This window comes from Variovorax sp. FW301-JW7 (assembly GCF_058788795.1).
On sequence record NZ_JBYTBC010000018.1, the window covers coordinates 31,092 to 55,502 of the forward strand.

Consider the following 24,411-nt stretch of genomic DNA (forward strand, 5'->3'; position numbering starts at 1 on the left):
GTCACCGGTAGGAGGGCGCCGACAGGCGCGAACCTCAGGCGGTCGGGTCGAGCACGCGCTCGCTGGGCCGCGCGAAGTAGAACCACTCGGCGCCCGGCAGCGCCATCGCGTTCGGGAACACGATGAAGCCGTCGTCGGGCGCGCTGACCAGCGTGCCGTCGTGCCGCATGCCCACGGGTTCGCCGCGCTGCACGGGGTCGAAGGTGGCCCAGTCGCGCACGAAGCTGTCGTCTTCGTGCAGGCGGTCGGTCACGCTCGCCAGGCGCAGCAGCTGGGGCGGCTGCGGCGGCGCGGCCGACAGGCCCGGCGGCAGCGCCGCCATGCCCAGCAGCGCGAGCGTGCGGCGGATGGCCGCCCACGCCACCTGCGGCGCCTGCGGGTCCTGATGCTGGCCGCATTCGAGGGTGACGCCGTAGCCGCCGCAGCTGCGGATGTATTCGTTGGTGCCGCGGCCGAAGTCGATGGCGGCCTCGTCGACCGCCGCGCCGCGCTGCGCGAGGCCGGCGGCGTAGATGTCGAGCCAACCCTCGACGACGATGGGCGTGCCGATGTGCAGCGCGAGCCGGCCTTCTTCCTGGGCGCGCGCAAAGGGTTCGAGGGGGCCGCTGTTGTCGCGCGGGCCGATCATGGCGAAGGCCTCGCCCTCGCTCTGGAAGGAATGCAGGTCGAGCAGCACGTCGTGGCGTGCGATGACGGGGGCCAGCCGGTTGGTGATGCGGGCTTCGTAATCGGCGGGCGTGTCGCTCGGGCGGAACAGCCGGTTGAGGTTGCGCTCGCCCTCGCGCTGCAGGCGGCGCCGCGCGAGCGGGTTCGCCACGGGCACGAGCGTGAGTTCGCCGCGCAGCAAGTGCAGTTCACCGGCATCGAAGTCGGCCAGCACGCGCTGGATGCCCTCGGTGCCGCAGGTCTCGTCGCCATGCACCCCGCCGATCACGAGCAGGCGCGGACCGGGAGTCAGCGATGCGAACGCGTGGAGGCGCAGGCTGTCGGTCGCCATGCCGGCAAAAGGATCGGAGAACATGCGGGGATTATTGCTGCGGCTCTTCTCCTGGCGCAAAAAGGCCCTTGTTCAGGGCGTGTGCACAGGCCTCAGGCGCCGACCGTCGCCAGCTGCTGGCGCATGTCGCCGATCACCGCGCCGTAGTCCTTGGCGTTGAAGATCGCGCTGCCCGCCACGAAGGTGTCGGCGCCGGCCGAGGCCACGCGCGCGATGTTGTCGGCCTTGATGCCGCCGTCCACTTCGAGGCGGATGTCGCGCCCGCTCTGCTCGATGCGCTTGCGCGCCTGCTCGATCTTGCGCAGGGCCGAGTCGATGAAGCTCTGGCCGCCGAAGCCGGGGTTCACGCTCATGATGAGAATGAGGTCGATGTCGTCGATGGCCCAGTCCAGCGCCTCGAGGCCGGCGCCCGGGTTGAACACCAGGCCGGGCTTGCAGCCGGCGGCCTTGATGGCCTGGATGCTGCGGTGCACATGGGTCGACGCGTCGGGGTGGAAGCTGATGTAGTCAGCGCCCGCTTGCGCGAAAGCCGCGGCCAGCGCGTCGACTGGCTGGATCATCAGGTGCACGTCGATGGGCACGGGCGTGCCGTCGGCGGTCTTGGCGTAGGGCTTGAGGGCCTGGCAGATCATGGGGCCGAAGGTCAGGTTCGGCACGTAATGGTTGTCCATCACGTCGAAGTGGATCCAGTCGGCGCCGGCCGCGATCACGTCGGTCAGTTCCTGGCCGAGGTGCGCGAAGTCGGCGGAAAGAATGGAGGGCGCAATGCGGAACGGGGTGCTGCTCATAACCCCGGATTCTCGCAGCCGACGGAAATCCGAGGAAAGGCCTCCGTTACCATGCGCCCCATGTCACACAGCCCCTTCAGCGTACAGGTCGAACCGCGTTACCTGGCCGACCAGTCCTCGCCCAAGGACAACGTCTACACCTTCTCCTACACGATCACCGTCACCAACGTGGGCACGGTGGGCGCGCAATTGATCGCGCGCCACTGGCTCATCAACGACGCCTCGGGCCATCCGCAGGAGGTCAAGGGCCTCGGCGTGATCGGCCAGCAGCCGCTGCTGGCGCCCGGCGAATCGTTCCGCTACACCAGCGGCTGCCGCCTGCAGGCGCCCAGCGGCACGATGCACGGCAGCTTCTTCGTGGTGACCGAAGAAGGCGAGCGCTTCGACGTGCCGGTTCCGATGTTCGTTCTTGAAGCCGACGTTGGCGGAACCCCGGTCTCCCGGGTGCTTCACTAGGTACTCCCCCAGGCTTCGCGCACTTCGTGTCGCTTCTCCTTCCCCCTCGCCGGGGGCAACACCAGCGGCCCGGCTGAGCCGGTTGCGCGGTGTTCCCCGCACTGATCCGTTACGAATTCATCATGGCTGCAGCATCTCGCGACTTGCAGGGGCTGCTTGCCGGCCTCGACCCCACGGCCGATGTGGCGCAGCGCCACATCTGGCTCATCAACCTCTTCGACTGGCTGCGCGGCGACCGCGCCTCGCCGCAGGCCGCCATCGGCCGCGTGCAGCTGCTGCTCGACGCCGTCGAGGCACGGCCCGAGCTGTGCGAGCGGCTGCGCGCCTGGTGGCGCGCGTTCACGCAGTCGGTCGACCTCACGGCGCTGCTGGCCGACTACGGCTTTGCGCCGCGCACTGCCTTCCTGAGCGAATTCGGCGAGCGCATGCGCCGCAAGATATTGCCGGGCACGCCCGAGACCACCGACGCCTCGGACCTGTTCCGGCTGGTGCTGCCGGGCGTGTTCGACGCCGGCTGGATCGCGCTGCTCGACGACACCCAGCTTGCGCGCATCGGCGCGCTGCTGGCCGACGCCGCGCCCATGCCCGACGGCTCGGCGCGCTGGCGCCACACGGTGATGGACGCCGTCACCTACTGCTGCAGCCAGGTGGTGGCGACGGGCTTTTCGCCCGAGCTGCGGCTGCGCATCAGCCCCGAAGCGGGCGAGGCGCGCCCTTTCCACGCCCTCATGGCCGACCTGGACGCGCTGCGCGAGCAGATGTTCGCCCTGCCGCGCGACGAAGAATCGCTGCAGGCCGCCTTCGTGGCCTTCCGCGACCGGCTCGACGCCTGCCGCTCCAGCGCCTCGTCGGTCTACACGCACCTGGAAGACAACGGCATCTCGGTCGGCCTGGTGTTCCGGCTGCGCCAGCTGCGCGAGCGCGTGCTGCGCATCCGCGAGCTGCTCGACTGCCTGATGTCGCCCTTGCCGGGGCCGAGCATGGCGCGGCTGGTCGGCAAGCTGGTGCTGGCGGGCGGCGAGCGCAACAGCATCCGCGCGCTGATCGCCTCCAACTCGTCGATGCTCGCGGCCAAGGTGACCGAGCGCAGCGCCGAGACCGGCGAGCACTACATCACCCGCGACCGCCGCAGCTACCTGCAGATGGTGAAGCAGGCCGCCGGCGGCGGCGCCTTCACGGCGCTGACGGTGCTGGCCAAGTTCGGCATCTATGCGTTGGCGCTGTCGGCCTTCTGGAGCGGGCTGGCCGCGGGCCTCATGTATGCGGCCAGCTTCGTGGCGATCCAACTGCTGCACCTCACGCTGGCCACCAAGCAGCCGGCCATGACCGCGCCCGCCATGGCGGCGCGGCTGCGCGACATCAAGTCGGACGAGGCGGTGAACCAGTTCGTCGACGAGGTGGCCAACCTCGTGCGTTCGCAGGTGGCGGCCGTGCTGGGCAACGTGCTGCTGGTGGTGCCGGCGGTGGGCCTGCTGGTGTGGGGCTGGCAGGCCGCGCTGGGCCGGCCGCTGCTGGACGCGGCGCATGCGGCCTCGACGCTGCATTCGCTGTCGCTGCTCGGCCCTACCGCGCTTTTTGCGGCATTCACCGGCATCCTGCTGTTTTCGTCCAGCATCGTCGCCGGATGGACAGAAAACGCCTTTGTCCTGCATCGCCTGGACTCCGCCATGCGTTACAACCCTCGCATCGGCGCCTTTCTCGGTGCCGCCCGGGCCCGTCGCTGGGCCGCCTTCATGCGCACACACATCTCAGGCTTCGCCTCCAACATCTCGCTGGGACTCATGCTCGGACTGCTGCCCGCGTTCGCGGGCTTCTTCGGGCTCGGGCTGGATGTGCGCCATGTCACGCTGTCGGCCGGCCAGATCGCGGCCGCGGCGGCATCCATCGGGTTGCCGGCACTGCACCAGCCGGCCCTGTGGTGGGCGGTTGCGGCGATCCCGGTGATCGGCGCGCTCAATGTGAGCGTGAGTTTCTATTTCGCTTTCCGGCTGGCGCTGCGCGCGCACAGCGTGAGCCTCGGTGACCGCGCCCGCATCCGCAGCGCGATCTGGGCCCGCTGGCGCAGCCGGCCGGTGAGCTTCTTCCTGCCTACATGAACCTGACCACCTTCCTCGCCGAACTCCAGGGCTTCTGGGCCGAATGGGCGCGCCCCTCGGCCGGCCTGCCCACCGTGCTCTGGGCCCTGCTGGTGGCCGTCGCCGCGGCCTCCGGCCACCTGGTTCAGCGCTACCTGGGGATGCCGAAGGTCATCGGCTATTCGGTGGTGGGCGCGGTGGTGGGTTTTGCGGGCTTCGAGGGCGCGATCTGGCCGCTGCGCGGCATCAGCCTGTTCTTGCTGGAGCTGGGCGCGGCCGTGGTGCTGTTCGAGGCGGGCGGGCGGCTGCCGCTGCGCTGGTTCCGCCACAACCCGATGGTGCTGGTGCAAAGCCTGCTCGAAGCGACGCTGACCTACTTCGGCGTGTACTGGGTCTTGATTCTTCTGGGCCTGCCCGACCCGGTGGCCAACCCCATCGCGCTGATGGCGATCGTCGCCTCGCCGGCCGTGCTCAGCCGCGTGATCATGGACACCCGCGCCGCCGGCCCGGTGACCGAGCGCGCCATGACGCTGGCCACGCTCAACACCTTCTACGCGCTCACGCTGGGCTACGCGCAGGCCGGCCTGATCGAGCGCGCGCCGCAGTCGCTGATGCTCAAGCTCTACCCGGTGGCGGTGGTGCTCGGCATGTCGTTCGTGGTCGGCGCCATCATGGCGCTGGCGCTGCGCTCGGCGCTGCGCGTGATGAGCCCGAACAGCGAGAACACCTCGATCCTGCTGCTGGCGATCATCGCGGCGGGTGCGGCGCTCACGGCCCACATCGGCGGCTCGGCACCGCTGGCGGCGCTCATCGGCGGCGTGCTGCTCAAGACGCTCAACCCCAAGCCCTGGGCCTGGCAGCGCCAGCTCGGCACCGCCTCGTCGCTGCTCACCATGCTGATGTTCGTGCTGGTGTCGATGGTGGCGGCCCAGGCCGACTGGACCCTGCCCGTGGCCAGCGTGGTGCTGGCCGTGATCGGCGTGCGCCTGGTCACCAAGATCTCGGGCGTGGCCATTGCCAACCCGGGCAGCGGCGCCAGCTGGAAGCAGGCCTTCTGGGTCGGCTGCGCGATGACGCCGCTGTCGTCGATCGCCCTGCTGATCGCCTCCAATTTCGCCTCGGCCTCGCCGCTGCTGGGCACCATGATCACGCAGGTCGCCCTGCCCTCGATCCTGCTGATGGAAGTGATGGGCGCCGTGCTCGCCACCGTGGCGATCCACGCCGTGGGCGAGAGTTCGGTCCCCTGGACGCCGCAGGCCTTCAGCACCACGGAAGACACGCAGCGATGAGCAGCAGCAACAGCAACCCCACCTCCGTCCTCCCGATCGACCCGGACAGCGACGACGTCCGCTCTGCGCCGCTGCCCGCCGATCCGGCCAGCCGCGCCGTCAAGCTCGAGCCCTTCAACAAGTCGGAAGCGCTGTCGCTGGGCGTGGAGCTCGAGCTGCAGCTCGTGAACACGCACGACTACGACCTCGCGCCGTATGCCGAAGACATGCTGCGCCTGATGGCGCAGACGCCGCTGCCCGGCAGCGTGGTGCCCGAGATGACCTCGAGCATGATCGAGATCTCGACCGACATCTGCCATTCGGCGCAGGACGTGATCACGCAGCTGTCGCCGATCCGCGAGGCGCTGATCAAGAACGCCGACAAGCTCAACATCGCGGTGGTCGGCGGCGGCACGCATGCGTTCCAGCAGTGGCACGAGCGGCGCATCTACGACAAGCCGCGCTTTCGCGAGCTGTCGGAGCTGTACGGCTACCTGAGCAAGCAGTTCACCATCTTCGGCCAGCACGTGCACATCGGCTGCCCCGACGCCGATTCGGCCTTGCTCATGCTGCACCGCATGTCGCGCTACATCCCGCACTTCATTGCGCTGTCGGCCTCGTCGCCGTTCGTGCAGGGGCAGGACACGCAGTTCGACTCGGCGCGCCTGAATTCGGTGTTCGCGTTTCCGCTCTCGGGCCGCGCGCCCTTCACCACGAGCTGGAAGGAATTCGAGGCCTACTTCGAGCGCATGACCCGCACCGGCGTCGTGCGCAGCATGAAAGACTTCTACTGGGACATCCGTCCCAAGCCCGAGTTCGGCACCATCGAGATCCGCGTGTTCGACACGCCGCTCACCATCGAGCGCGCCGCCGCGCTCGCGGGCTACGTGCAGTCGCTGGCCGCATGGTTCCTGCAGGAGCAGCCCTTCGAGCCGTGCGAGGACGACTACCTCGTCTACACCTACAACCGCTTCCAGGCCTGCCGCTTCGGGCTGGACGCGGTGTACGTCGACCCGGCCACCGGCCAGCACATGCCGCTGCGCGACCACATCCTGATGACCATGACCCAGCTCGAATGGCACAGCGAGGCGCTCAACGCCACGCAGGCGCTGGGCGAGCTGCGCACCAGCGTCGAGGCCAACCGCAACGACGCACGCTGGCTGCGCGAGAAGCAGGGCAAGGAACGGCTGCTGGCGGAAGTCGTTCGCCAGGCGTCCTTGCGCTTTCGCGGCGCGGCCTGAGTCCGGCGGCGCCCGCGGGCGCCGCTCTCGAAAAAGAATCGTCGGCCTAGGACTTTGGTCCCATGCGCCGCGGGCGGGTGCTGCCTAGGATCGCGGCTTTTCCCCTGCTGCTGCCCGACCATGACCCCGAAGCTTCGCCGCGACCTGAACGGCCGCCTGTGCACCGCGCTGTTGATCCTGCTGTCCGCCGCCGGATGCGGTGGTGGTGGTGGAGGCGGCGGCTCTGCGCCGGTGTTCCTGCCTGCCGGAAACACCGCGCCGGTCGCACCCGAACCGCCGGTACCCGAGACGCCCACGCCCGAGGTGCCCGAGACACCCGGCCTCACGCCGACCCCGGGCGCCGCGCTGGCGCCCGACTGCGTGGGCCTGAACTGCGGCGCCGCCCACGGCGACACCTTCAGTGGCCACGGCGTCGGCCTCTGGCGCTATGCCAACACCGGCACCGACGTGGTGAACCTGCCAGTGTCGATCCAGGGTGTCGATGGCCGCCAGATTTCGCTGATCTACACGAATGCCCACGACGCACCGGTCGCCATGCCGGACCCCCCGCTGTTGCAACCCGCGGTCGCAGCCCGCTTCAAGCCGGCGACCCGGCAGGTGGCCGCGAACCACCCGGACCGCACGAACACGCTGCCCCGCATGGTCCGCGACTTCGACCCCCGAACGCACCTGTCGTCGCCGCCCTCGACCGCCCGCCGCGCGCAACGCGCGGTCGCACCGCCACGCAAGTTCGCGCAGGGCGCCACCCGCGACTGGTTCATCTCCGAGCCCGACAACAGCACCACCGTGCGCAGCGCCACGCTGCGGCGCAAGGCGGGTGCGCCCGACGGACGCACGATCAACTTCTGGGTGGAAGACAGCGAGTACGGCGACGGCAAGTTCAGTGCCGCGCACGCCGAGCAGTTCGCACAGCGCTTCGCGAGCGGCGACGCCTCGGTCTACGCGATGGTGACCGGCATCGCGGGCGCGCCGTGGGGAGCGCATCCCTACGGCGACGCCCTGATCGCGCCCGACCAGGAGATGGACATCGTGTTCGTCAACTTCGACCACGACCGACGCCCCTTCGGGACGGTCGGCTACTTCTGGTCGCTCAACAATTTCCCGCGCAACCCGAACGACGACGACCTGAAGCACAGCAACGAGTCGCTCGCGTTCTTCGTCGACACCGAGTCCCTGTATCTGCCCGAGGGCGGAGAAGGCATGCAGGTACTGCTCAACACGCTGGCCCACGAGCTGACGCACATGATCAACTTCTACCAGCGGGGCGTGCGGATGACCGGCCTGGAACCTGGCGTGTACTACGACTTCGAGGTCTTCCTCGAGGAAATGAGCGCGCTGATGATGGAAGACATCATCGGCCTGAGCCTCGACCCCCTCTTTCACACGCTGCGCGACAACGGCTTCCCCGGCTGGTTGCACCAGGGCATGGACAACTGCTCACTGATCGACTGGAACAATGCACCCGGCACCTCGTGCTTCAGCTACTACGTCGCGCCCAGCTTCGGCGGCTATCTGCTGCGCCAGTACGGCCTCGACTTCTACAAGGGGCTGCTGCGCAATGGCGCCTCCACCGCGTCGCTGCCGGTGCTGGACGACGCGATCCGTCAGGCCGGCGGCCCGGGTTATGCCGAGGCGCTGCGTCGTTGGAGCACGATGGCCGCACTGCTGCCTTCCGCCGGCTCGCCACAAGGCTTCGGGATGCCGCTGCGCCGCGAAGGCGGGTTCACGCTGCCCGCCATCGAAGGGCCCGACTACGCGTATGCGATGACCTGGCCTGCCGCCGTGCCCCCCATGCTGTCGGGCCATGCGTTCTTTCCGGTGCTGCGCCTGCCGGCCGGCAAGGTCTACCGCGAGGTGGTGCCGGTGCCGCCGGGCACCACGCTGTCGGTCGTGGTGCAGTAGCGACGGGCGGCGCCGGCTCAGGCCGCCACCGCCTCCTGCGAGAACTGCCGGCGGTACACCGTCGGCGACACCTTGAACGCCGTGGCGAAGTGCTTGCGCAGCAGCACCGCCGAGCCGAAACCCGCATCGGCCGCCACGCGCTCCACGGAGCGGTCGGTCGTTTCGAGCAGCCGCTGCGCCAGCGCCAGGCGCTGGTTCTGCAGCCACTGGCCGACCGTCGTGCCCGTCGATTCGCGAAAGCGCCGCGTGAAGGTGCGCCGGCTCATGAGCGCGCGGCGCGCAAGGTCGTCGAGTTCGTGCGGCACCTGCAGATGCCGCCCCAGCCATTCGAGCAGCGGCGTGAGCCGGTCGCGCTCGGCCGCCGCCGGCACGGGCTGCTGGATGTACTGCGCCTGACCGCCCTGCCGATGCGGCGCGACGACCATGCGCCGCGCGGCGCGGTTCGCGGTGTCGGCGCCGTAGCGCACGCGCAGCAGGTGCAGGCAGCAGTCGATGCCCGCGGCCGTGCCCGCCGAGGTGAGCACGTTGCCGTCGTCCACGTAGAGCACCTCGGGCTGCAGCACGACCTGCGGGTACTGCTTGGCGAAGGCCGCGGCGAGGTGCCAGTGCGTGGTCGCGGGGCGCCCGTCGAGCAGGCCGGCCTCGGCCAGCACGAAGGCGCCCAGGCACAGCCCGACCACGGTCGCGCCGCGCCGGTGCGCCGCCTGCAGCGCGCGGATGAGCGCGGGCGGCGCGGGCCGGCCGTCGTCGCGCCAGGACGGCACCACCACGATCTGCGCGCGGCGGATCGCCTCCAGGCCGTGCGGCACCACGAGCGTGAAGCCCGCGTTGGTGGCCAGCGGGCCGAGCTCGGGTGCGCAGACCTGCACGCGAAAACGCGGCGCGCCGGTGTCGGTGCGGTCTTCGCCGAACACCATGCAGGGCACGGAGAGGTGAAAAGGACTGATGCCGTCGAAGGCCACGACGGCGATGGTTTCAACGGCAGAGGGGCGCATGGCCCGATCTTATCGATGAATGGCTTTCGGGCCACTGTCGCAAAACCCGTGGTGCGCGAAGAATCGAGCCATTCCAGACACACACAACCACCGAAGGAGATACCCATGAGCCAGTCCGCACCGCGCCGCGCCCTCGTCGTCATCGACGTGCAGAACGAATACTTCGAAGGCGGCGGCCTGCCCATCGAATACCCGCCGGTCGAGAGCTCACTGCCGAAGATCGCGCAGGCCATGGACGCCGCCCGCGCGGCCGGCGTGCCGGTGGTGGTGGTGCAGCACCACGCGCCGAAAGGCGCGCCGGTCTTCCAGGCCGACAACTTCCACGGCCAGCTGCACCCCGAGATTGCGAAGCGCCCGCGCGACCACCTGATCACCAAGGCCTTCCCGAGCGTCTTCACCGGCACCGACTTCGCCGACTGGCTCGCGCGCCACGAGATCGACACGCTGAGCGTGACCGGCTACATGACGCAGAACTGCGACGCCTCCACCGTGTTCGAAGCCATGCACCGCGGGCTGGCCGTGGAGTTCCTGTCGGACGCCACGGGCGCGCTGCCTTACGAGAATGCGGCCGGCCGCGTGAGCGCCGAAGAAATCCACCGCGTCTTCAGCGTCGTGTTCCACAGCAACTTCGCCGCCGTGGCGACGACCGACGTGTGGGTTGCTGCGCTGAAGAACGGCACGGCGATCGAGAAGGACAACGTGGTCATGTCCAACCGCCGCGCGCGCGGCGTCTGAACTTCTCGCTCAGGCCAGGTTCAACGGCTGCAGCAGCGGCTTCCAGCGCTGCACGGCGATCTTCTCGAAGCCGCGGCCGTTGGGGTGCAGCTCGTTGGCCCAGTCGGTCGGGCCCAGCGTGCCCCGGCTGTCCACCACGTGCAGGTGCTGCGGGTCGCCCGCGGCGATGTTCTGCAGCATGCCGTGGAAGCCGTCGATCAGGTGGTCGACGCAGGGCTTGAACAGCTCCGGCGCCACGCCCGCGTCGACCAGCGCCGGGCGCAGCCAGCCTTCGCGCCCGAACAGCGCCTTGCCCGTGGGCGGCGCGTAGTCGTAGCTGTGCATGACGATGTGGCAGTCCACGCTGGTGCGGGTGTAGATGAGGCCGATGAGCGCGCGGTACTGCTCGTCCATGTCGACAAGAAACTGGTCGAAGCCGCCCTTGCCGTTGCGAAAGCACTGCGCGGCCTGGGTCTCGCCCGTGCAATCGGACTTGAGCAGCGGGCGCAGGTCGTTGAAGCCCGCGAAGTCGTTGCCGCCGCCGCTGATGAACACCGCCGACAGCGTCGGGCCGTACAGGCGCAACGACTCGCGCACGGCGTTGCGGTACTTGCCGTCGACGTAGTCGTGCGTTTCGGCGCCGTTCATGCCCTTGGCAAGGATCACATGGCCGCGTGCGCCGACCACATCGCCCAGGTAGTTCAGCAGGCAGCCGCCCGGCAGCGGGTACCAGAACCACGAATCGCCGAAGGCGAGGATGGTCGCGGTGCCGTGCGGGCCCATCTGCATCTTGGTCTCGTCCCAGTAGACAGCCATGGCGAACTCCTCGTTGTCGTTGTATCGGGCGCCATGGTTCTCGCAAGCGCCGCGCGGCGCCATCCCCCGTTCGCGGTAGAACCTTTCTCAGTCCCGCAGCGACTGCACCAACAGCACCAGCTCGGCTTGCCGGTGGCAGTCGGTCTTGCGCATCACGTTGCGCAGGTGGCTGCGCGCCGTGTGTTCGGAGCAGGGCTGCGCGGCGGCGAAGTCCTTCACGGTCTTGCCGCTCGCCAGGAGCAGCGCGAGCCGCGCCTCGGTCGGGCTCAGGCCGAGCAGGCTTTCCAGCTGCCGCGGCTCCACGGGCGCCGCCTCGGCCGGATGGGCGAAGACCACGAGCGCGCGGTGGCGCTGGCGCAGCACGGCCAGCGGGTGCGAGGGTTTGAGCGGCAGCACCGTGACGCGGACCATGCCGCCGGCCGCGGGCAGGTGCAGCACGCCGGCACGCGCGCCGCCGGCCGGGGCGCAGGCCTCGCGCACCCGCTGCTCGAAGGCCGACTGCAGCGCGGACGACGCGAGCCGCAATCGCCCCTGCGCGCTGTCGAACAGGCCGCCGCGACCCGCGCACGCCGTCGCGCGCGTGTTCAGGTGGTCGATGCGGCAGGCCTCGTCGACCACGGCGATGCCCTGCGGCAGCGCATCGAGCGCCGACAGCCCGGTGGCCGCATGCTCGCCCAGCTGCATCATGCGGGCGCGCAGTTCGCTGGCGCGCACCAGGTGCGGCGACAGGCGCCGGCAGAAAGCCTCACTCTCGGGGCCGTAGGGCGCCTCGGCCCGGGGGCGGATGAAGCCGAGCACTTCGCGCGTGTCGTCGTCGGCGCGCAGCCCCATGGCGAGCGTGTGGCGCAGGCCAAGCGGTGCCAGCCAGTCGACATAGATCGGGCTGCGCGACAACGTGCGCGCGCCGAAGTAGGCGTGGTCGGCCACCGGCGTGCCCAGCGGGGCGTTCACCGGCATCTGCATGCGGATGTCGTCGCGCGCCAGGTGCTGCTCGTACTCGCGCACCTTGTCGGGCGGGCTCTCCAGGTTGGCGAGCCCCGCGCCCACCACCGAGCAGTCGGTGCGGCGCACCGTGAGCGTGTGGAAGCAGGCGGCGCCGAGCACCTCGCGCATGGCATCAAGCGCGTCGTACCAGTCGCCGGGACAGGTGATCCCGTCGTACAGCAGGGCAACGATCCGGTCGGTGTCGGCCTCGGCGGACACACCTCCCTGCACGATGGCTGTCATGGCGGCCTCCTCCTGTTTGGACTTTCGGTGTATCCGCTTGCATGACGGTATTACAAAATGCTTCCAGTGTCAGCCCCCATTTCCCGCGGGCGCCGCGGCGAGCGGCCCCGCGCCAGGTCGTTATGCTCTCGCACCCATGGGTGAATTCGACCTGATCACACGCTATTTCAAACGTCCCGCCACGCGCTCGCCGCTGGGCGTGGGCGACGACTGCGCCTTGCTCGCGCCGGCCGCGGGCATGCAGCTCGCGGTGTCCTCCGACATGCTGGTGGAGGGGCGGCACTTTCTCTCGACCGTGGAGCCGGCCCGGCTCGGCCACAAGGCGCTGGCCGTGAACCTCAGCGACCTGGCCGCCTGCGGCGCGAAGCCGCTGGCCTTCATGCTCGCGCTGGCACTGCCCGGCGTGGACGAGCCCTGGCTCGAAGGTTTTTCGCGCGGCCTGTTCGCGCTGGCCGACGCCCACGGCTGCGAGCTGGTGGGCGGCGACACCACGCGCGGCCCGCTCAACATCTGCATCACCGTGTTCGGCGAAGTGCCGGCCGGCGCCGCGCTGCTGCGCTCGGGCGCGCGCGCGGGCGACGACCTGTGGGTGAGCGGCTCGCTGGGCGATGCGCGGCTGGCGCTCGAGGTGTTCCGTGGCACGCTGAGCCTGCCCGCCGAGGCCTTCGCACAGGCCCGCGCACGCATGGAACAACCCACGCCGCGCGTGGCGCTGGGCCAGGCGCTGCGCGGCATCGCCACCTCGGCGGTGGACGTGAGCGACGGCCTGATCGGCGACCTGGGCCACATCCTCGCGGCCAGCCGCGTGGGCGCCACGCTCGATGCCGATGCGGCCACCGCGCTGATCGCGGTCGACACGGCCGGCCTGCCCACCGAGGCGCTGCGCACCTGCGCGCTCTCGGGCGGCGACGACTACGAACTGGTGTTCACCGCGCCGGCCTCGGCGCGCGATGCGGTGGCGCAGGCCGGACAGGCGAGCGCCACGCGCGTGACGCGCATCGGCCGCATCGAGGCCGACGCGGGGCTGCGCATCGTGGACGCGGCCGGCGCGCCGGTGTCACAGCGCTTCGGCTCGTTCGACCACTTCGTCTGATCAAGAACCGCGCAGCATCGCGCGCAAAAACGACGGGGCCGCGGCTACTACTGCTGCAGGCTCTGCTTCAACGCCTCGATGAACGCCCGCGCCGCCGCCGACAGCGAATGGCCGCGCTTGGTGACGATGGAGATGTCGCGCGCCACGCGCGGCGCGCTGAGCACCTTCACCACCAGCACCGGGTTCTTCTCGGCGCGCGCAAAGGCCGACGGCATGATCGACGCGCCCATGCCGGCTGCCGTCATCCACAGCGCGGTGGACAGGAAGGACACCTCGTTCACCACGTCGAGCGTCACGCCGGCCTCCGCCGCCGTGCCGTCGATCAGCGGGCGCACGCCGTAGCCGGGGCGCACGGTGATGACGGGGTGGCGGCCCAGGTCCGACCAGCGCACCACGCGTGCCTTGGCCAGCGGGTGGTCGGTGCGGCACACCACGGCGAGGTGGTCGCGCAGGAGGCGCTGCACCTCGACCTCGGGGCCGGGCCGCTCGGGCGTGCCGATGCCGAAGTCGACGTGCTCGCCGAGGATGCGCGACAGAAACTGGTCGGGCGCGCAGTCGTTCACCAGCACGCGAACTTTCGGGTGCTGCTCGCCGAAGGCGCGCAGCGCATCGGGCAATAAAAACCCGGCCAGCGTGGGCGTGATGGCCAGCGTCACGCGACCGCGCTCCAGCGTGGCGAGTTCGCGGAAATCGGCCGACAGCGAATCGACGTCGCGCAGCACGCGCTCGACGGTGGAAATCATCTGTTCGGCTGCGGCCGTGGGCTTGAGCGCGCGCGTGGTGCGGTCGAACAGGCGCGTGCCCAGGCCCTCTTCGAGCTGGCGGATCAGCATGCTCACGGCCGACTGCGTGACGAACAGCCGCGTGGCCGCGGCGCCGAGCTTGCGCAGCTGGTAGACCGCGAGGAACGCACGCAGCTGGCGCATCGTAGGACTGAAGTTCGTATTCATCAGAAAATTTGAAAAATCATTCGGAATTTCTTGATTTACGAATGAATCCTGCCATCGTTCAATCTCCGATCAAAGCACCGAATTCAAGGAGAGGCCCGAATGACAGCACCCATCGCCCGCGGCATGCGCGCATTTCGTGAGCGACGCAGGCGACTGCTGTGGGCCGCGGCCGGTGCGCTGCTGGCGGGCAATGCCCTGGCCCAAGCCCCCGCGGGCGACTTCCCCACCAAGCCGATCCGCATGGTCGTGACCTTCCCGCCCGGCGGCAGCGCCGACGGCGTGGTGCGCATGCTGGTGCCGCGCCTGAACGAGAAGCTGGGCCAGCAGGTGGTGGTCGACAACCGCCCCGGCGCGGGCGGCAACGTCGGGCTGACGCTGGTGGCCAAGGCGCCGGGCGACGGCTACACGCTGGGCGTGGGCGCGGCGGGCGCGCTGGCGGCCAACGTGAGCCTGTACCCGCAGATGCCCTTCGATCCGCAGAAAGACCTCAAGCCCGTGGGCATGCTGGCGGCCATTCCCTTCGTGCTGGTCGGCCATCCCTCGGTGGCCGCGAAGACGCAGCGCGAACTCATCGCGCTGGCCAAGGCGAAGCCGGCCACGCTGTCGATCGGCCATGGCGGCAACGGCACGGCCATGCACCTGTCGGCGGCGCTGTTCAACCAGATGGCGGGCACGCGGCTGGTCGAGGTGCCCTACCGCGGCTCGGGCCCGGCGGCGCTCGACGTGCTGGGCGGGCAGATTCCGCTGGCAGTGGTCGACCTGCCCTCGTCGCTGCAGCAGATCCGCGCCGGCAAGCTGATCGCCTTTGCCGTGACCAGCCCGCAGCGCCTGCCGATGCTGCCCGAGGTGCCGACGGTCGCCGAGGCCGGCCTGCCGGGCTACGACTCGACCGGCTGGTTCGGCGTGGTCGCACCGGCCGGCACGCCGGCGCCGGTGGTGGCGCGGCTCAATGCCGAGCTCAACGCCGCGCTCGGCGACGAGCAGGTGAAGACCGCCATGCGCGCGCTCGGCGTGGAGCCGGCGCCGGGCTCGGTCGAATCCTTCGACAGCTACATCCGCGCCGAGACGAAGAAGTGGGCCCAGGTGATCCAGGACGCCCACATCAAGCTCGACTGAACGACAAGCCCACAGAGAGATATGACGAAGACCGCCGACACCTCGATGCAAGCCGACGTGCTGATCGTCGGCGCCGGCCCCGTGGGCCTCACGCTGGCGATGGACCTGGCCTCGCGCGGCGTCTCGGTGATCCTGTGCGAGACGCGCCGCTTCGCCGAGCCGCCGAACGTGAAGTGCAACCACGTGGCCTCGCGCACCATGGAGCAGTTCCGCCGCCTGGGCGTGGCGCAGCAGCTGCGCGATGCGGGGCTGCCGGCCGACCACCCGAACGACGTGGTGTTCCGCACCACGGTGACGGGCACCGAGCTCACGCGCATTCCCATTCCGTGCCGGCGCGACCGCTACACCGAGACGGAGGGCCCCGACGCATGGTGGCCCACGCCGGAGCCGCCGCACCGCATCAACCAGATCTACCTCGAGCCGATTCTGCTGAAGCACACGGCCGCGCTGCCGGGCGTGACGCTGCTCAACCGCACGCGCTTCGAGCGCTTCACCCAGGATGCCGAGGGCGTGAGCGCCATCGCCACCGACATGGACAGCGGCGCCACGCGCAGCATCCGCTGCCGCTACATGGTCGGCTGCGACGGCGGCAGCTCGCCGGTGCGCAAGCAGATCGGCGCGAAGCTCGAAGGCACGGCCGTCATCCAGCGCGTGCAGTCGACCTTCATCCGCGCGCCGCAGCTGCGCGCGCTGATTCCGGGCAAGCCCGCGTGGTCGTACTACGCGATGAACCCGCGCCGCTGCGGCACGATGTTCGCCATCGACGGCCACGAGACCTGGCTGGTGCACAACCACCTGAACGCGGAAGAGCCCGAGTTCGATTCGGTCGACCGCGACACCTCGATCCGCGAGATCCTGGGCGTGGGGCCCGACTTCCACTACGACATCATCAGCAAGGAAGACTGGATCGGCCGGCGCCTCGTGGCCACGCGCTTTCGCGAGGGCCGCGTGTTCCTCGCGGGCGACGCCGCGCACCTGTGGGTGCCCTACGCGGGCTACGGCATGAACGCCGGCATCGCCGACGCGCTCAACCTCTCGTGGCTGCTGGGCGCCTGCGTGCAGGGCTGGGGCGACGAGGCCATCCTCGACGCCTACGAGGCCGAGCGGCTGCCGATCACCGAGCAGGTGTCGCAGTTCGCGATGGACCATGCGCAGAAGATGATCCGCGCGCGCCGCGCCGTGCCGCCGGACATCGAAGCGCCCGGCCCGGCGGGCGACGCGCAGCGCGCCGAAATCGGCCGCGAGGCCTATGCGCTCAACGTGCAGCAGTTCTGCTGCGGCGGGCTCAACTTCGGCTACTTCTACACCGGCTCGCCGATCATCGTGCCCGACGGCGAGCACCGCGCGCCGCCGTACTCGATGGGCGAGTTCACGCCCTCCACCGTGCCCGGCTGCCGCGCACCGCATTTCTGGCTGGCCGACGGGCGCTCGCTGTACGACGCCTTCGGCCCGGGCTACACGCTGCTGCGCTTCGACCGCAGCGTGGACGTGCGCCCGCTGGAGCGCGCCGCCGCCGCGTACCGCATGCCGCTCACGGTGCTCGACATCGAGACCGCGAGCCTGCCCAAGGCCTATGCGCACCGGCTCGTGATGTGCCGCACCGACCAGCACATCGCGTGGCGCGGCGCGCACCTGCCGGCCGACGTGTACGGCCTCGTGGCGACGCTGCGCGGTGAATCGCTGCGCGAGCGTGGACGTCGCCGCGCCTTGGCCTGGGAAGGCGTACTGGCCTAACGCCGCGCCACCGCTCGCCACGCCAGCCAGGCCGCGACTGCGGGGGCCAGCGCGAAGACCGTGAACAACCAGATCGCGGCCGATCGCGCGCCGTCCACGCCGCCGGGCACCGTGAGCCCCGCCGCATTCGCCACCAGCCCGGCCACGGCCGCGCCGACGGCCATGCCGTAGAGCTGCACGGTGGTGATCGACGCGGACGCCAATCCTTCTTCACCACGAGGCGCCAGCGCCATCACGCGCGTCAGCAAGTGCGGCCAGCCGATGCCCACGCCGAAGCCAACGGCCGCCAGCGCGAGGGCCACGAACGCGGTCTCGACGCTGGCCCCGAGCGCGCCCGGCGACGGCAGCAGCCACGCAAGCGCCAGCAGCCCTGCCGTGCAGACCACCGGCCCGGCGCGCAGCATGCGGTCGGCGCCCGCGCCATTGCGGCCCGACGAGGTCAGCGAGCCGATGCTCCAGCCGCCCGCCATCGCCGCCGTGAGGTAGCCCGCCATGAGCGGCGTGTGGCCGTGCAGCAGCTGCAAAAAGTAGGGCACGAAGATCTCGGTGGTGGTGCCGATCAGCAGCAGCGCCACGCTCGCGTAGATCGCACCCAGCGGCGTGCCAAGCGCATAGGCGCCGGTCGGCAGCAGGCGCACGGCGCCGGCGCGGCGGTCGATGCGGGTGGCGGCGAAGCCGATGGCCAGGCCCAGCGCCACGCCCACGGCCTGCCCCGCGAGGCCGGGCCAGAAGCCGCTGGCCGCGATCACCAAGACCGACAGCGCCAGCAGCGCGATCTGCGGCGCCGGCACGCGCGGCATCTGCGCCGGGCGGTCATGCCGGATGCCGGCCGCGGGCCGCAGCTGCACCGTCACCAGCAGGGCCTGCGCCGCCGCCACCGGCAGCAGCGCCCAGAAGGCCCAGCGCCAGTGGCCGGCCTGCGCGAACAGCCCGCCCACGGCCGGCCCGCACAGCGTGGCCACGCCCCACATGCCCGACACCAGCGCCACCGCGCGCGGCCACAGCCGGGGTTCGAACACGCGCTGGATCAGCCCGTAGCTCAGCGCCGCCAGCAAACCGCCGCCCAGGCCCTGCACCGTGCGCCCCGTGAGCAGCCACGGCATGGCCGGCGCCAGCGCGCAGCCGACCGAGCCGGCCGTGAACACGGCCAGCGCCGTGAGGCAGGCGCCGCGCGGCCCGCGCGCGGCCAAGAGCCGCACCGAGAGCGTGGCACCGAGGATCGAGCCGACCACGAACAGGGTCGTGCTCCAGGCGTACCAGTCGAGCCCGCCGATCTCGCGCACCACCGAGGGCAGCACGGTGGTCACGATGTGGACGTTGACCGCGTGCAGCGCGACGCCGCCGGTCAGCGCCAGCGCGCGCCAGCCGTTGCGTCCGCTGAACAGCTCGCGCCAGGCGGCGGTGGGCGGCGGCGCGCCAACGGCGGCAGCGTCGAGAGAAGAAGTGGAGGAGGACATGGGACAGAGGAGAACGCCAAAGGAGCCTGGATACTAGGCGGCGCCCCTCAATTAAACAAGCTATTGCTTTGATAAATAGAAACTTCGGCGCGCAGTCGCCAGACGGGATGCGCGACACTTCACGACCGATGCAAGCCGCTTCTTCTTCCTCTTCTTCGATGGATTCCTCTTCCGCCACCACCGGCGCCCTGCCCCGTCCCCCGATGCGTCGCCCCACCCTGCGTTTCCTGCTCTCGCACCCCGCGCACTTCATCGCGCTGGGCTTCGGCTCGGGGCTGTCGCCCTTCGCGCCCGGCACCGTAGGCACGCTGTGGGCCTGGGCCGCCTTCGTGGTGATGCAGCTGTGGTTCACGCCCGCGACCATCGGCTGGATCATTCTGGCCGGCCTGCCGATCGGCTGGTGGGCCTGCACGGTGGCCGCACGGAACATGAACGTGTCCGACCCCGGCGCCGTCGTGTGGGACGAAATCGTCGCCTTCTGGCTCGTGCTCTGGCTGGTGACGCCGGCCGGCCTGTGGGCGCAGGTCGTGGCCTTTGCGCTGTTCCGATATTTCGACGCCGCCAAGCCCGGCCCGGTGGGCTGGGCCGATGCCGCCTTCAAGCCGCATGACCCCGCGCGCGTGCAGTGGTGGCGCGCCGGCTTCGGCATTCTTCTGGACGATCTGGTGGCGGCCTTCTGCACGTTGCTGGTCATTGCGCTGTGGCGCGCATGGTGAACCCGATGCAACCTTCCGCTCCCCCGGCCTTGGCCGAACAGGACGTCCCCGCGCTCGTCGCGACGCTGGCCGAACGGCTGCAGGCCAAGGGCTGGCTGATGGCCACCGCCGAAAGCTGCACCGGCGGCCTGATCGCCGGCGCCTGCACCGACCTGGCGGGTTCCAGCGCGTGGTTCGAGCGCGGCTTCGTCACTTACTCGAACGCCGCCAAGACCGAGATGCTGGGCGTGGACGCCGCGCTCATCGACGCTCATGGCGCCGTGAGCGAGCCCGTGGCGCGCGCGATGGCCGAAGGCGCCATTGCCCGTGGCGCACCGGCGCGTGCATCCGTCGCTGTGACCGGCGTGGCCGGCCCCGCAGGCGGCTCGCCCGACAAGCCGGTGGGCACCGTGTGGTTCGGCTGGTCGGTCGACGGGCAGGTGCGCACCGAGCGCCGCCGCTTCGACGGCGACCGTGCCACGGTGCGCGCGGCCACGGTGCACTACGCGCTGCAGACGCTGGTCCAGCTGCTGGCGCACTGATCGCGCATCACCCGCCGCGCGGGCGCTTCAGGCCTGCATGAAATCGCCGACCGGCCGGCGCGGCGCGGGCGGCACCGGCGCTGTCGGAAAGCCCAGGCGGCACATCATCTGCACGGTCGGGCTGCGCGCATGGCGCGACGGCGCGGCGCCGATCAGCATGTCGTGCGCCGCCGCGTAGTGCGGCGCCATCTCCGCAAACTCCTCGAGCGGCTGGCTCATCGGCTGCATGCCCAGGCCCAGGTCGGTGGCGCGCAGCTGCTGGCGCACGTAGGCGCGGCCCGCGGCGATCTGCTCGCTGCGGCTGTTGCCACTGGTGCTGATCCAGACGAAGCCCATCGCCGTGTGGGCCTGGTCCTCGAACATCTGCAGCGTCTGGCGGAACGACAGGCTGTCTTCGGCGGCCGGCACCTCGCGGTCGAAGCGCCCCAGCGCGACCGCCATGCGCAGCGCCGGGTCGTTGAGCGAGAAGCCGTCGCGGTGCGCCAGGATTTCCTGCGGCCCGATGCGCAGCAGGCGCAGGTTCTCGCGCGCGGTGTGGGGCGTGACCAGCTCCACGCGCGCCGCCGCCGCGCACAGCTTGCGCAGCGGCAGCACGCGGGCCATGTCGACCGTGCCGGCCGATTGCACGACCCCGCCCGCCCCCGAAGCCACGGCCGCGGTGAGCCCCTGCACCATGTCGGCCGACACCGCGCGGCCGGTGTCGAAGCGCTGCTTGGGCGTGCGCCGCCGCAGCACCTGTGCGAACAGCGGATCGGGCGTGCCGCCGCGCGACAGCGTGAGGCGCGCCACCGGCAGGTCGGGCCACTGTTGCGGCGCATCGCCCACCAGCTCGCCGTGCGGCCACAGCCGCACGCGCGCCTGCACGCCCTGCTGGGCCAGCGCCATCACCAGCAGCTCGATGAACGCGCCGTGGCCGATCATCAGCTGGCGGCCGAAGGGGTCGGTGGCGGGCTGCACGCGGGCGCGGTCGGTGTGCAGCACGATGGCGTCGGGCTCGCGCAGGTCGACCCGCCACGGCTGGCCGTTGTAGGCCGTGGGCGCGGTGACGGCATAGGCGACGGCGCGCTTGCGCACGTCGGGCTCGTCGCCCGGGCCGTTCCAGATCTCGAAGGCGGCGGCCGGCACGTCGGCGTGGAGCCACCAGGTGGCCAGGGCCGTGGCGCCCGCCGCCACCGCGAGGCCGCCGCCCAGCAGGCGCACGAAATTTCTGCGTTCTCTCATGGGCTCGATCGGTTGAAGCATCGGGCGCGTGACACACGGCCTGCCCGTGGCCGATTGCAGCACCGCCCCGCGCGACGCCACGCGGCCCCCTGTCGTTTCCGACAGGGGTGGGTCGGGCCGGCTCAGGGCGTGAGCAGGCCCAGCGCCAGGGCCCGCGCGCAGGTGGCGGTGCGGCCCTGCGTGTCGAGCTTGCGGGCGGCGCCCACGAGGTGGAAGTACACGGTGCGCTCGCTGATGTGCAGGATCTCGGAGATTTCCCAGGTCGACTTGCCGACGGCCACCCAGTGCAGCACCTCGCGCTGGCGCGCGCTCAGCACCGGCACCTTCGCGTCGCCCTGCAGCCGGCGCACGGTCGAATGCAGGCAGGAGGCGAAGTAGCTCATCGGCGCCAAGGTCGCACGCAGTTCGCGCAGGTCGGCGGTCGCGTCGGTGGTCAGGGTCATGAAGGCCCAGTCGATGCCGGGCGTCCACAGCGGCACGGTCAGCCCCGCCTTCAGCCCATGCTCGCCGGCGCTGCGCAGCAGACCGCGGGCGCGCTGCCCGATGTCGGCGCGCGTGTGGCTCACCTGCCCGAGCCAGCTCCACGCGGTGGCCGGCATGCCGGCGCGCACATGCTGCACGCGGGCGTCGGCCTGTTCGCCGGCGCTGCTGCGCAGCGACTCGTAGCGGGTGCGGGCCCAATCGGGGGGCAGCTCGTGGAAGAACAGCAGTGCGTCCTGTGCGGGGGTGTCGGCACGGGGCGCGGGCACCGGGCGCTTGAGCACGTAGGCCCCGTGGTTGAAGCCCATCGCCCGCATCGCGCGGCGGTTGACCTGCGCGACCTCCTCGAGCGTGCGGGCGGCCATGACGGCCTCGACGAACTGCCAGTCGTTGATCACCTCGGCCATGGATGCGTCCCCTTGGGTTGTGTGCGCGGGGCGGGGCGACTGTTGGACTATTTTTTCTGCACCCACCGCCAGGGCGCCGGCCCTGCAAGGACCGGCATCGGGGCGCATGTTAATGCCGGGCACCCGGAATCACCCATGCGCTTCCTTGCCCGCCGCATCCCGGCGATGATCCGGGACCACCCATCCCGAGGCCCCATGACCGCAGCCACCCACGCCCCGACCATCGAGCGCTTCTACAGCGCGTTCTCCCAACTCGACGCCGCCACCATGGCCGCCTGCTACGCGCCCGACGCGGTGTTCGACGACGAGGCCTTTTCGCTGCGCGGCCGGCGCGAGATCGGCGGCATGTGGCGCATGCTCTGCGACGCTACGAAGGCCAAGGGTGCCGACGTGTGGCGCCTGAGCTGGCGCGACGTGCAGGCCGACGCCCGCACGGGCAGCGCGCACTGGGACGCCCACTACCGCTTCAGCGCCACCGGCCGCCTGGTCGACAACAGCATCGACGCGCGCTTCACCTTCACGCCCGAGGGCCTGATCGCCACGCACCGCGACAGCTTCCCGTTCTGGACCTGGTCGCGGCAGGCGCTGGGCACGCCGGGCCTGCTGCTGGGCTGGACGCCGATGCTGCGCAACAAGGTGCGCGCCACCGCCGCCGCCAACCTCGCCACTTTTCTTGCACGCCAACCCTCATGACCACTTCTTCCTCGACCGCCCTCACCTTCACGAACAACGAAGCGCAGCACCGCTACGAAGCCGCGCTCGACGGCAAGCTCGCGGCCTATGCCGAGTACAACCTGCTGACCGACGCGATCATGTTCACGCACACCGAGGTGCTGCCCGAGCATGAGGGCAAGGGCGTGGGCTCGGGCATTGCGAGGCACGTGCTCGACGAGGCGCGCGCCGCCGGGCGGCATGTGATTCCGGTGTGCCAGTTCATCGCGGGCTACATCCGCAAGCACCGCGAGTACGCCGACCTGGTCCGGCCGGACATTCAACGCGCCTTCAAGATCTGACGGAAGCCGCCTTCGGCGCGGGCAGCCACGCGAAGGCCGCGATGCCGATCACCAGCAGCGCCGCAATGACGGCCAGCACGGCGGTCAGCGGATCGCCGCCGTGCGCCGCGGCCACCGAGGCCGCCACGCCCGTGCCCCACTGCATGAACGCGACGCCCAGGAACATCGCCATGGTGAAGACCGCCATCGCGCGGCCCGTGAGCGCGGCCGGGTAGGCCACGCGCACGTCGGCGTACTGCCAGACGATGAAGCCCGAGAGCACGCCGATGAGCACCATGCCCGCGATGTCCAGCCAGGCGGAATGCACCACGGCGATGAGCGCGAACAGGCCGGCGTAGAGAAGGCCGCAGGCCACGATCCAGCGGCGGCGCGCGGCGCCGTCGCGGTCGAAGCGGCCGAACACCGGCGAGCCGAACAGCGCGATCACCGACACCACGAGCGCGACGTTGCCGCTTTGCACCAGCGAGTAGCCGTGGCGCTCCATCATCAGCGGGCCCAGCCACAGCCCGCGCAGCGAGATGAAGGCCGCATAGGTCACCGCGCCCAGCACCATGATGCCGAGCGTGTGCGGCATGGCGAACAGCGCGCCGAACTGGCGCACGGCTTCGGGAATCGACTCCTTCTTCTGCGGCACCGCCGATGCGGGCTCGTGCACCCAGCGCCAGATCGCGAGCCAAGCCAGTGCCGATGCCAAGGCGAGCACCAGGAAGCCTGCGCGCCACGAATACGCCTGCACCAGCCACGCGAGCGGCGTGCCGGTGGCCAGCATGCCCAGGCCGCCGATGGCCAGCACCAGGCCCGACACGGTGGCGAAACGCGCGGCCGGAAAGTGCCGCGCGATGAACACTGTGCACACCAGGAAGGCCGGCGCGCAGCCGACGCCGATCAGCGCCTGCCCGGCCACCAGCACGAGGTAGTTCGGCGACACGGCCGACAGCAACGCGCCCGCGATCGCGACCGGAAAGGCCACCAGCACGGTGCGGCGCACGCCGTGCAGGTCGATGCCGATGCCCATGAAGAGCTGCATCGCGCCGAACGCGAAGTGGAAGGCGCCCGAGAAGATGCCGAGGGCCTGGGCGGAAAGATGAAAGTCCGACTGCAGCGGGCTCGCCATGATGGCGCCGACGGTGCGGAAGGCCTGGCTGAGCGCAACCCCTGCGCAGAGCGCGAGGACCATGACCCAGGCTGCCTGCGGCGTCAGGGGTTGCGCGGCAGGGCGCTGCG

The 24,411-nt window shown here is 70.6% G+C and carries 23 protein-coding genes; 13 read left to right on the forward strand and 10 right to left on the reverse strand.

Annotated elements, in window-relative coordinates; all coding sequences use genetic code 11:
- Positions 1–34 precede the first annotated feature (34 nt).
- Both AC3WQM_RS29835 and rpe read right to left on the reverse strand, forming a co-directional pair.
- Positions 35–1,021, reverse strand: coding sequence for a succinylglutamate desuccinylase/aspartoacylase family protein (locus AC3WQM_RS29835; protein ID WP_492683572.1), 987 nt, complete (start codon positions 1,019–1,021; stop codon positions 35–37).
- 68 nt (positions 1,022–1,089) lie between these two features.
- Complete coding sequence (gene rpe / locus AC3WQM_RS29840; RefSeq protein WP_489062672.1) at positions 1,090–1,785, reverse strand: ribulose-phosphate 3-epimerase; 696 nt, start codon at positions 1,783–1,785, stop codon at positions 1,090–1,092.
- Positions 1,786–1,845: 60 nt separating this feature from the next.
- On the opposite strand from rpe, the gene apaG reads away from it, so the two are divergent.
- The 5 genes from apaG (at position 1,846) to AC3WQM_RS29865 (ending at position 8,727) form a co-directional block, all read left to right on the forward strand.
- Entirely contained in the window at positions 1,846–2,241 is a 396-nt protein-coding gene (gene apaG / locus AC3WQM_RS29845; protein ID WP_492683573.1) for a Co2+/Mg2+ efflux protein ApaG, read from the forward strand.
- Positions 2,242–2,363: 122 nt separating this feature from the next.
- Positions 2,364–4,337: a site-specific recombinase gene (locus AC3WQM_RS29850; RefSeq protein WP_492683574.1), complete on the forward strand. Its 1,974-nt coding sequence runs from the start codon at positions 2,364–2,366 to the stop codon at positions 4,335–4,337.
- Positions 4,334–5,605 carry a cation:proton antiporter gene (locus tag AC3WQM_RS29855; RefSeq protein WP_489062667.1) on the forward strand — a complete coding sequence of 424 codons (1,272 nt, stop codon included), beginning with the start codon at positions 4,334–4,336 and terminating at the stop codon, positions 5,603–5,605. The genes AC3WQM_RS29850 and AC3WQM_RS29855 overlap by 4 nt, the downstream gene beginning before the upstream one ends.
- Positions 5,602–6,825, forward strand: a complete 1,224-nt coding sequence (locus AC3WQM_RS29860) for a YbdK family carboxylate-amine ligase (protein WP_489062665.1) — start codon at positions 5,602–5,604, stop codon at positions 6,823–6,825. The genes AC3WQM_RS29855 and AC3WQM_RS29860 overlap by 4 nt, the downstream gene beginning before the upstream one ends.
- 120 nt (positions 6,826–6,945) lie before the next feature.
- Complete coding sequence (locus AC3WQM_RS29865; protein WP_492683575.1) at positions 6,946–8,727, forward strand: M30 family zinc metallopeptidase; 1,782 nt, start codon at positions 6,946–6,948, stop codon at positions 8,725–8,727.
- A 17-nt stretch (positions 8,728–8,744) separates the two neighbouring features.
- Here the strand turns inward: AC3WQM_RS29865 and AC3WQM_RS29870 are convergent, their stop codons facing one another.
- Positions 8,745–9,722 (reverse strand): GlxA family transcriptional regulator, encoded by a 978-nt coding sequence (locus tag AC3WQM_RS29870; RefSeq protein WP_492683576.1) that lies wholly within the window; start codon positions 9,720–9,722, stop codon positions 8,745–8,747.
- 105 nt (positions 9,723–9,827) lie between these two features.
- Here AC3WQM_RS29870 and AC3WQM_RS29875 point away from each other — a divergent pair, with 105 nt between their 5' ends.
- A complete protein-coding gene (locus AC3WQM_RS29875; RefSeq protein ID WP_489062660.1) occupies positions 9,828–10,457 on the forward strand; it encodes an isochorismatase family protein in 630 nt (209 codons plus the stop codon).
- 9 nt (positions 10,458–10,466) lie between these two features.
- On the opposite strand, the gene AC3WQM_RS29880 is transcribed toward AC3WQM_RS29875, so the two are convergent.
- The gene (locus AC3WQM_RS29880) at positions 10,467–11,252 is read right to left on the reverse strand and encodes an SGNH/GDSL hydrolase family protein (RefSeq protein ID WP_489062658.1); all 786 of its coding nucleotides are present in this window, start codon (positions 11,250–11,252) and stop codon (positions 10,467–10,469) included.
- Between the two features lie 87 nt (positions 11,253–11,339).
- Positions 11,340–12,479, reverse strand: coding sequence for a helix-turn-helix transcriptional regulator (locus AC3WQM_RS29885; protein WP_492683577.1), 1,140 nt, complete (start codon positions 12,477–12,479; stop codon positions 11,340–11,342).
- Positions 12,480–12,615: 136 nt separating this feature from the next.
- On the opposite strand from AC3WQM_RS29885, the gene thiL reads away from it, so the two are divergent.
- A complete protein-coding gene (gene thiL, locus AC3WQM_RS29890; RefSeq protein WP_492683578.1) occupies positions 12,616–13,572 on the forward strand; it encodes a thiamine-phosphate kinase in 957 nt (318 codons plus the stop codon).
- Positions 13,573–13,619: 47 nt separating this feature from the next.
- Here the strand turns inward: thiL and AC3WQM_RS29895 are convergent, their stop codons facing one another.
- On the reverse strand, positions 13,620–14,522 hold the full coding sequence (locus tag AC3WQM_RS29895; protein ID WP_492683579.1) for a LysR family transcriptional regulator: 903 nt from the start codon (positions 14,520–14,522) through the stop codon (positions 13,620–13,622).
- 99 nt (positions 14,523–14,621) lie between these two features.
- Between AC3WQM_RS29895 and AC3WQM_RS29900 the strand changes: the two genes are divergently transcribed.
- Positions 14,622–15,638 (forward strand): Bug family tripartite tricarboxylate transporter substrate binding protein, encoded by a 1,017-nt coding sequence (locus tag AC3WQM_RS29900; protein ID WP_492683580.1) that lies wholly within the window; start codon positions 14,622–14,624, stop codon positions 15,636–15,638.
- Positions 15,639–15,659: 21 nt separating this feature from the next.
- Positions 15,660–17,372 (forward strand): FAD-dependent oxidoreductase, encoded by a 1,713-nt coding sequence (locus tag AC3WQM_RS29905; RefSeq protein WP_492683581.1) that lies wholly within the window; start codon positions 15,660–15,662, stop codon positions 17,370–17,372.
- On the opposite strand, the gene AC3WQM_RS29910 is transcribed toward AC3WQM_RS29905, so the two are convergent.
- Positions 17,369–18,829 carry an MFS transporter gene (locus tag AC3WQM_RS29910; protein ID WP_492683582.1) on the reverse strand — a complete coding sequence of 487 codons (1,461 nt, stop codon included), beginning with the start codon at positions 18,827–18,829 and terminating at the stop codon, positions 17,369–17,371. The two genes, AC3WQM_RS29905 and AC3WQM_RS29910, sit on opposite strands and share 4 nt — an antisense overlap.
- Before the next feature lie 158 nt (positions 18,830–18,987).
- On the opposite strand from AC3WQM_RS29910, the gene AC3WQM_RS29915 reads away from it, so the two are divergent.
- Positions 18,988–19,545, forward strand: a complete 558-nt coding sequence (locus AC3WQM_RS29915) for a phosphatidylglycerophosphatase A family protein (protein WP_492683594.1) — start codon at positions 18,988–18,990, stop codon at positions 19,543–19,545.
- A complete protein-coding gene (locus AC3WQM_RS29920; RefSeq protein WP_492683583.1) occupies positions 19,539–20,066 on the forward strand; it encodes a CinA family protein in 528 nt (175 codons plus the stop codon). Before AC3WQM_RS29915 ends, AC3WQM_RS29920 begins: the two co-directional genes overlap by 7 nt.
- 27 nt (positions 20,067–20,093) lie before the next feature.
- Here the strand turns inward: AC3WQM_RS29920 and AC3WQM_RS29925 are convergent, their stop codons facing one another.
- Positions 20,094–21,287 (reverse strand): Acg family FMN-binding oxidoreductase, encoded by a 1,194-nt coding sequence (locus tag AC3WQM_RS29925; protein ID WP_492683584.1) that lies wholly within the window; start codon positions 21,285–21,287, stop codon positions 20,094–20,096.
- A gap of 122 nt (positions 21,288–21,409) precedes the next feature.
- The gene (locus AC3WQM_RS29930) at positions 21,410–22,174 is read right to left on the reverse strand and encodes a helix-turn-helix transcriptional regulator (protein ID WP_492683585.1); all 765 of its coding nucleotides are present in this window, start codon (positions 22,172–22,174) and stop codon (positions 21,410–21,412) included.
- Positions 22,175–22,369: 195 nt separating this feature from the next.
- On the opposite strand from AC3WQM_RS29930, the gene AC3WQM_RS29935 reads away from it, so the two are divergent.
- Both AC3WQM_RS29935 and AC3WQM_RS29940 read left to right on the forward strand, forming a co-directional pair.
- Positions 22,370–22,867: a nuclear transport factor 2 family protein gene (locus AC3WQM_RS29935; protein WP_492683586.1), complete on the forward strand. Its 498-nt coding sequence runs from the start codon at positions 22,370–22,372 to the stop codon at positions 22,865–22,867.
- Positions 22,864–23,187, forward strand: a complete 324-nt coding sequence (locus AC3WQM_RS29940) for a GNAT family N-acetyltransferase (protein ID WP_070063748.1) — start codon at positions 22,864–22,866, stop codon at positions 23,185–23,187. Before AC3WQM_RS29935 ends, AC3WQM_RS29940 begins: the two co-directional genes overlap by 4 nt.
- Here the strand turns inward: AC3WQM_RS29940 and AC3WQM_RS29945 are convergent.
- Positions 23,177–24,364, reverse strand: coding sequence for an MFS transporter (locus AC3WQM_RS29945; RefSeq protein WP_492683595.1), 1,188 nt, complete (start codon positions 24,362–24,364; stop codon positions 23,177–23,179). The two genes, AC3WQM_RS29940 and AC3WQM_RS29945, sit on opposite strands and share 11 nt — an antisense overlap.
- Between the last annotated feature and the right edge of the window lie 47 nt (positions 24,365–24,411).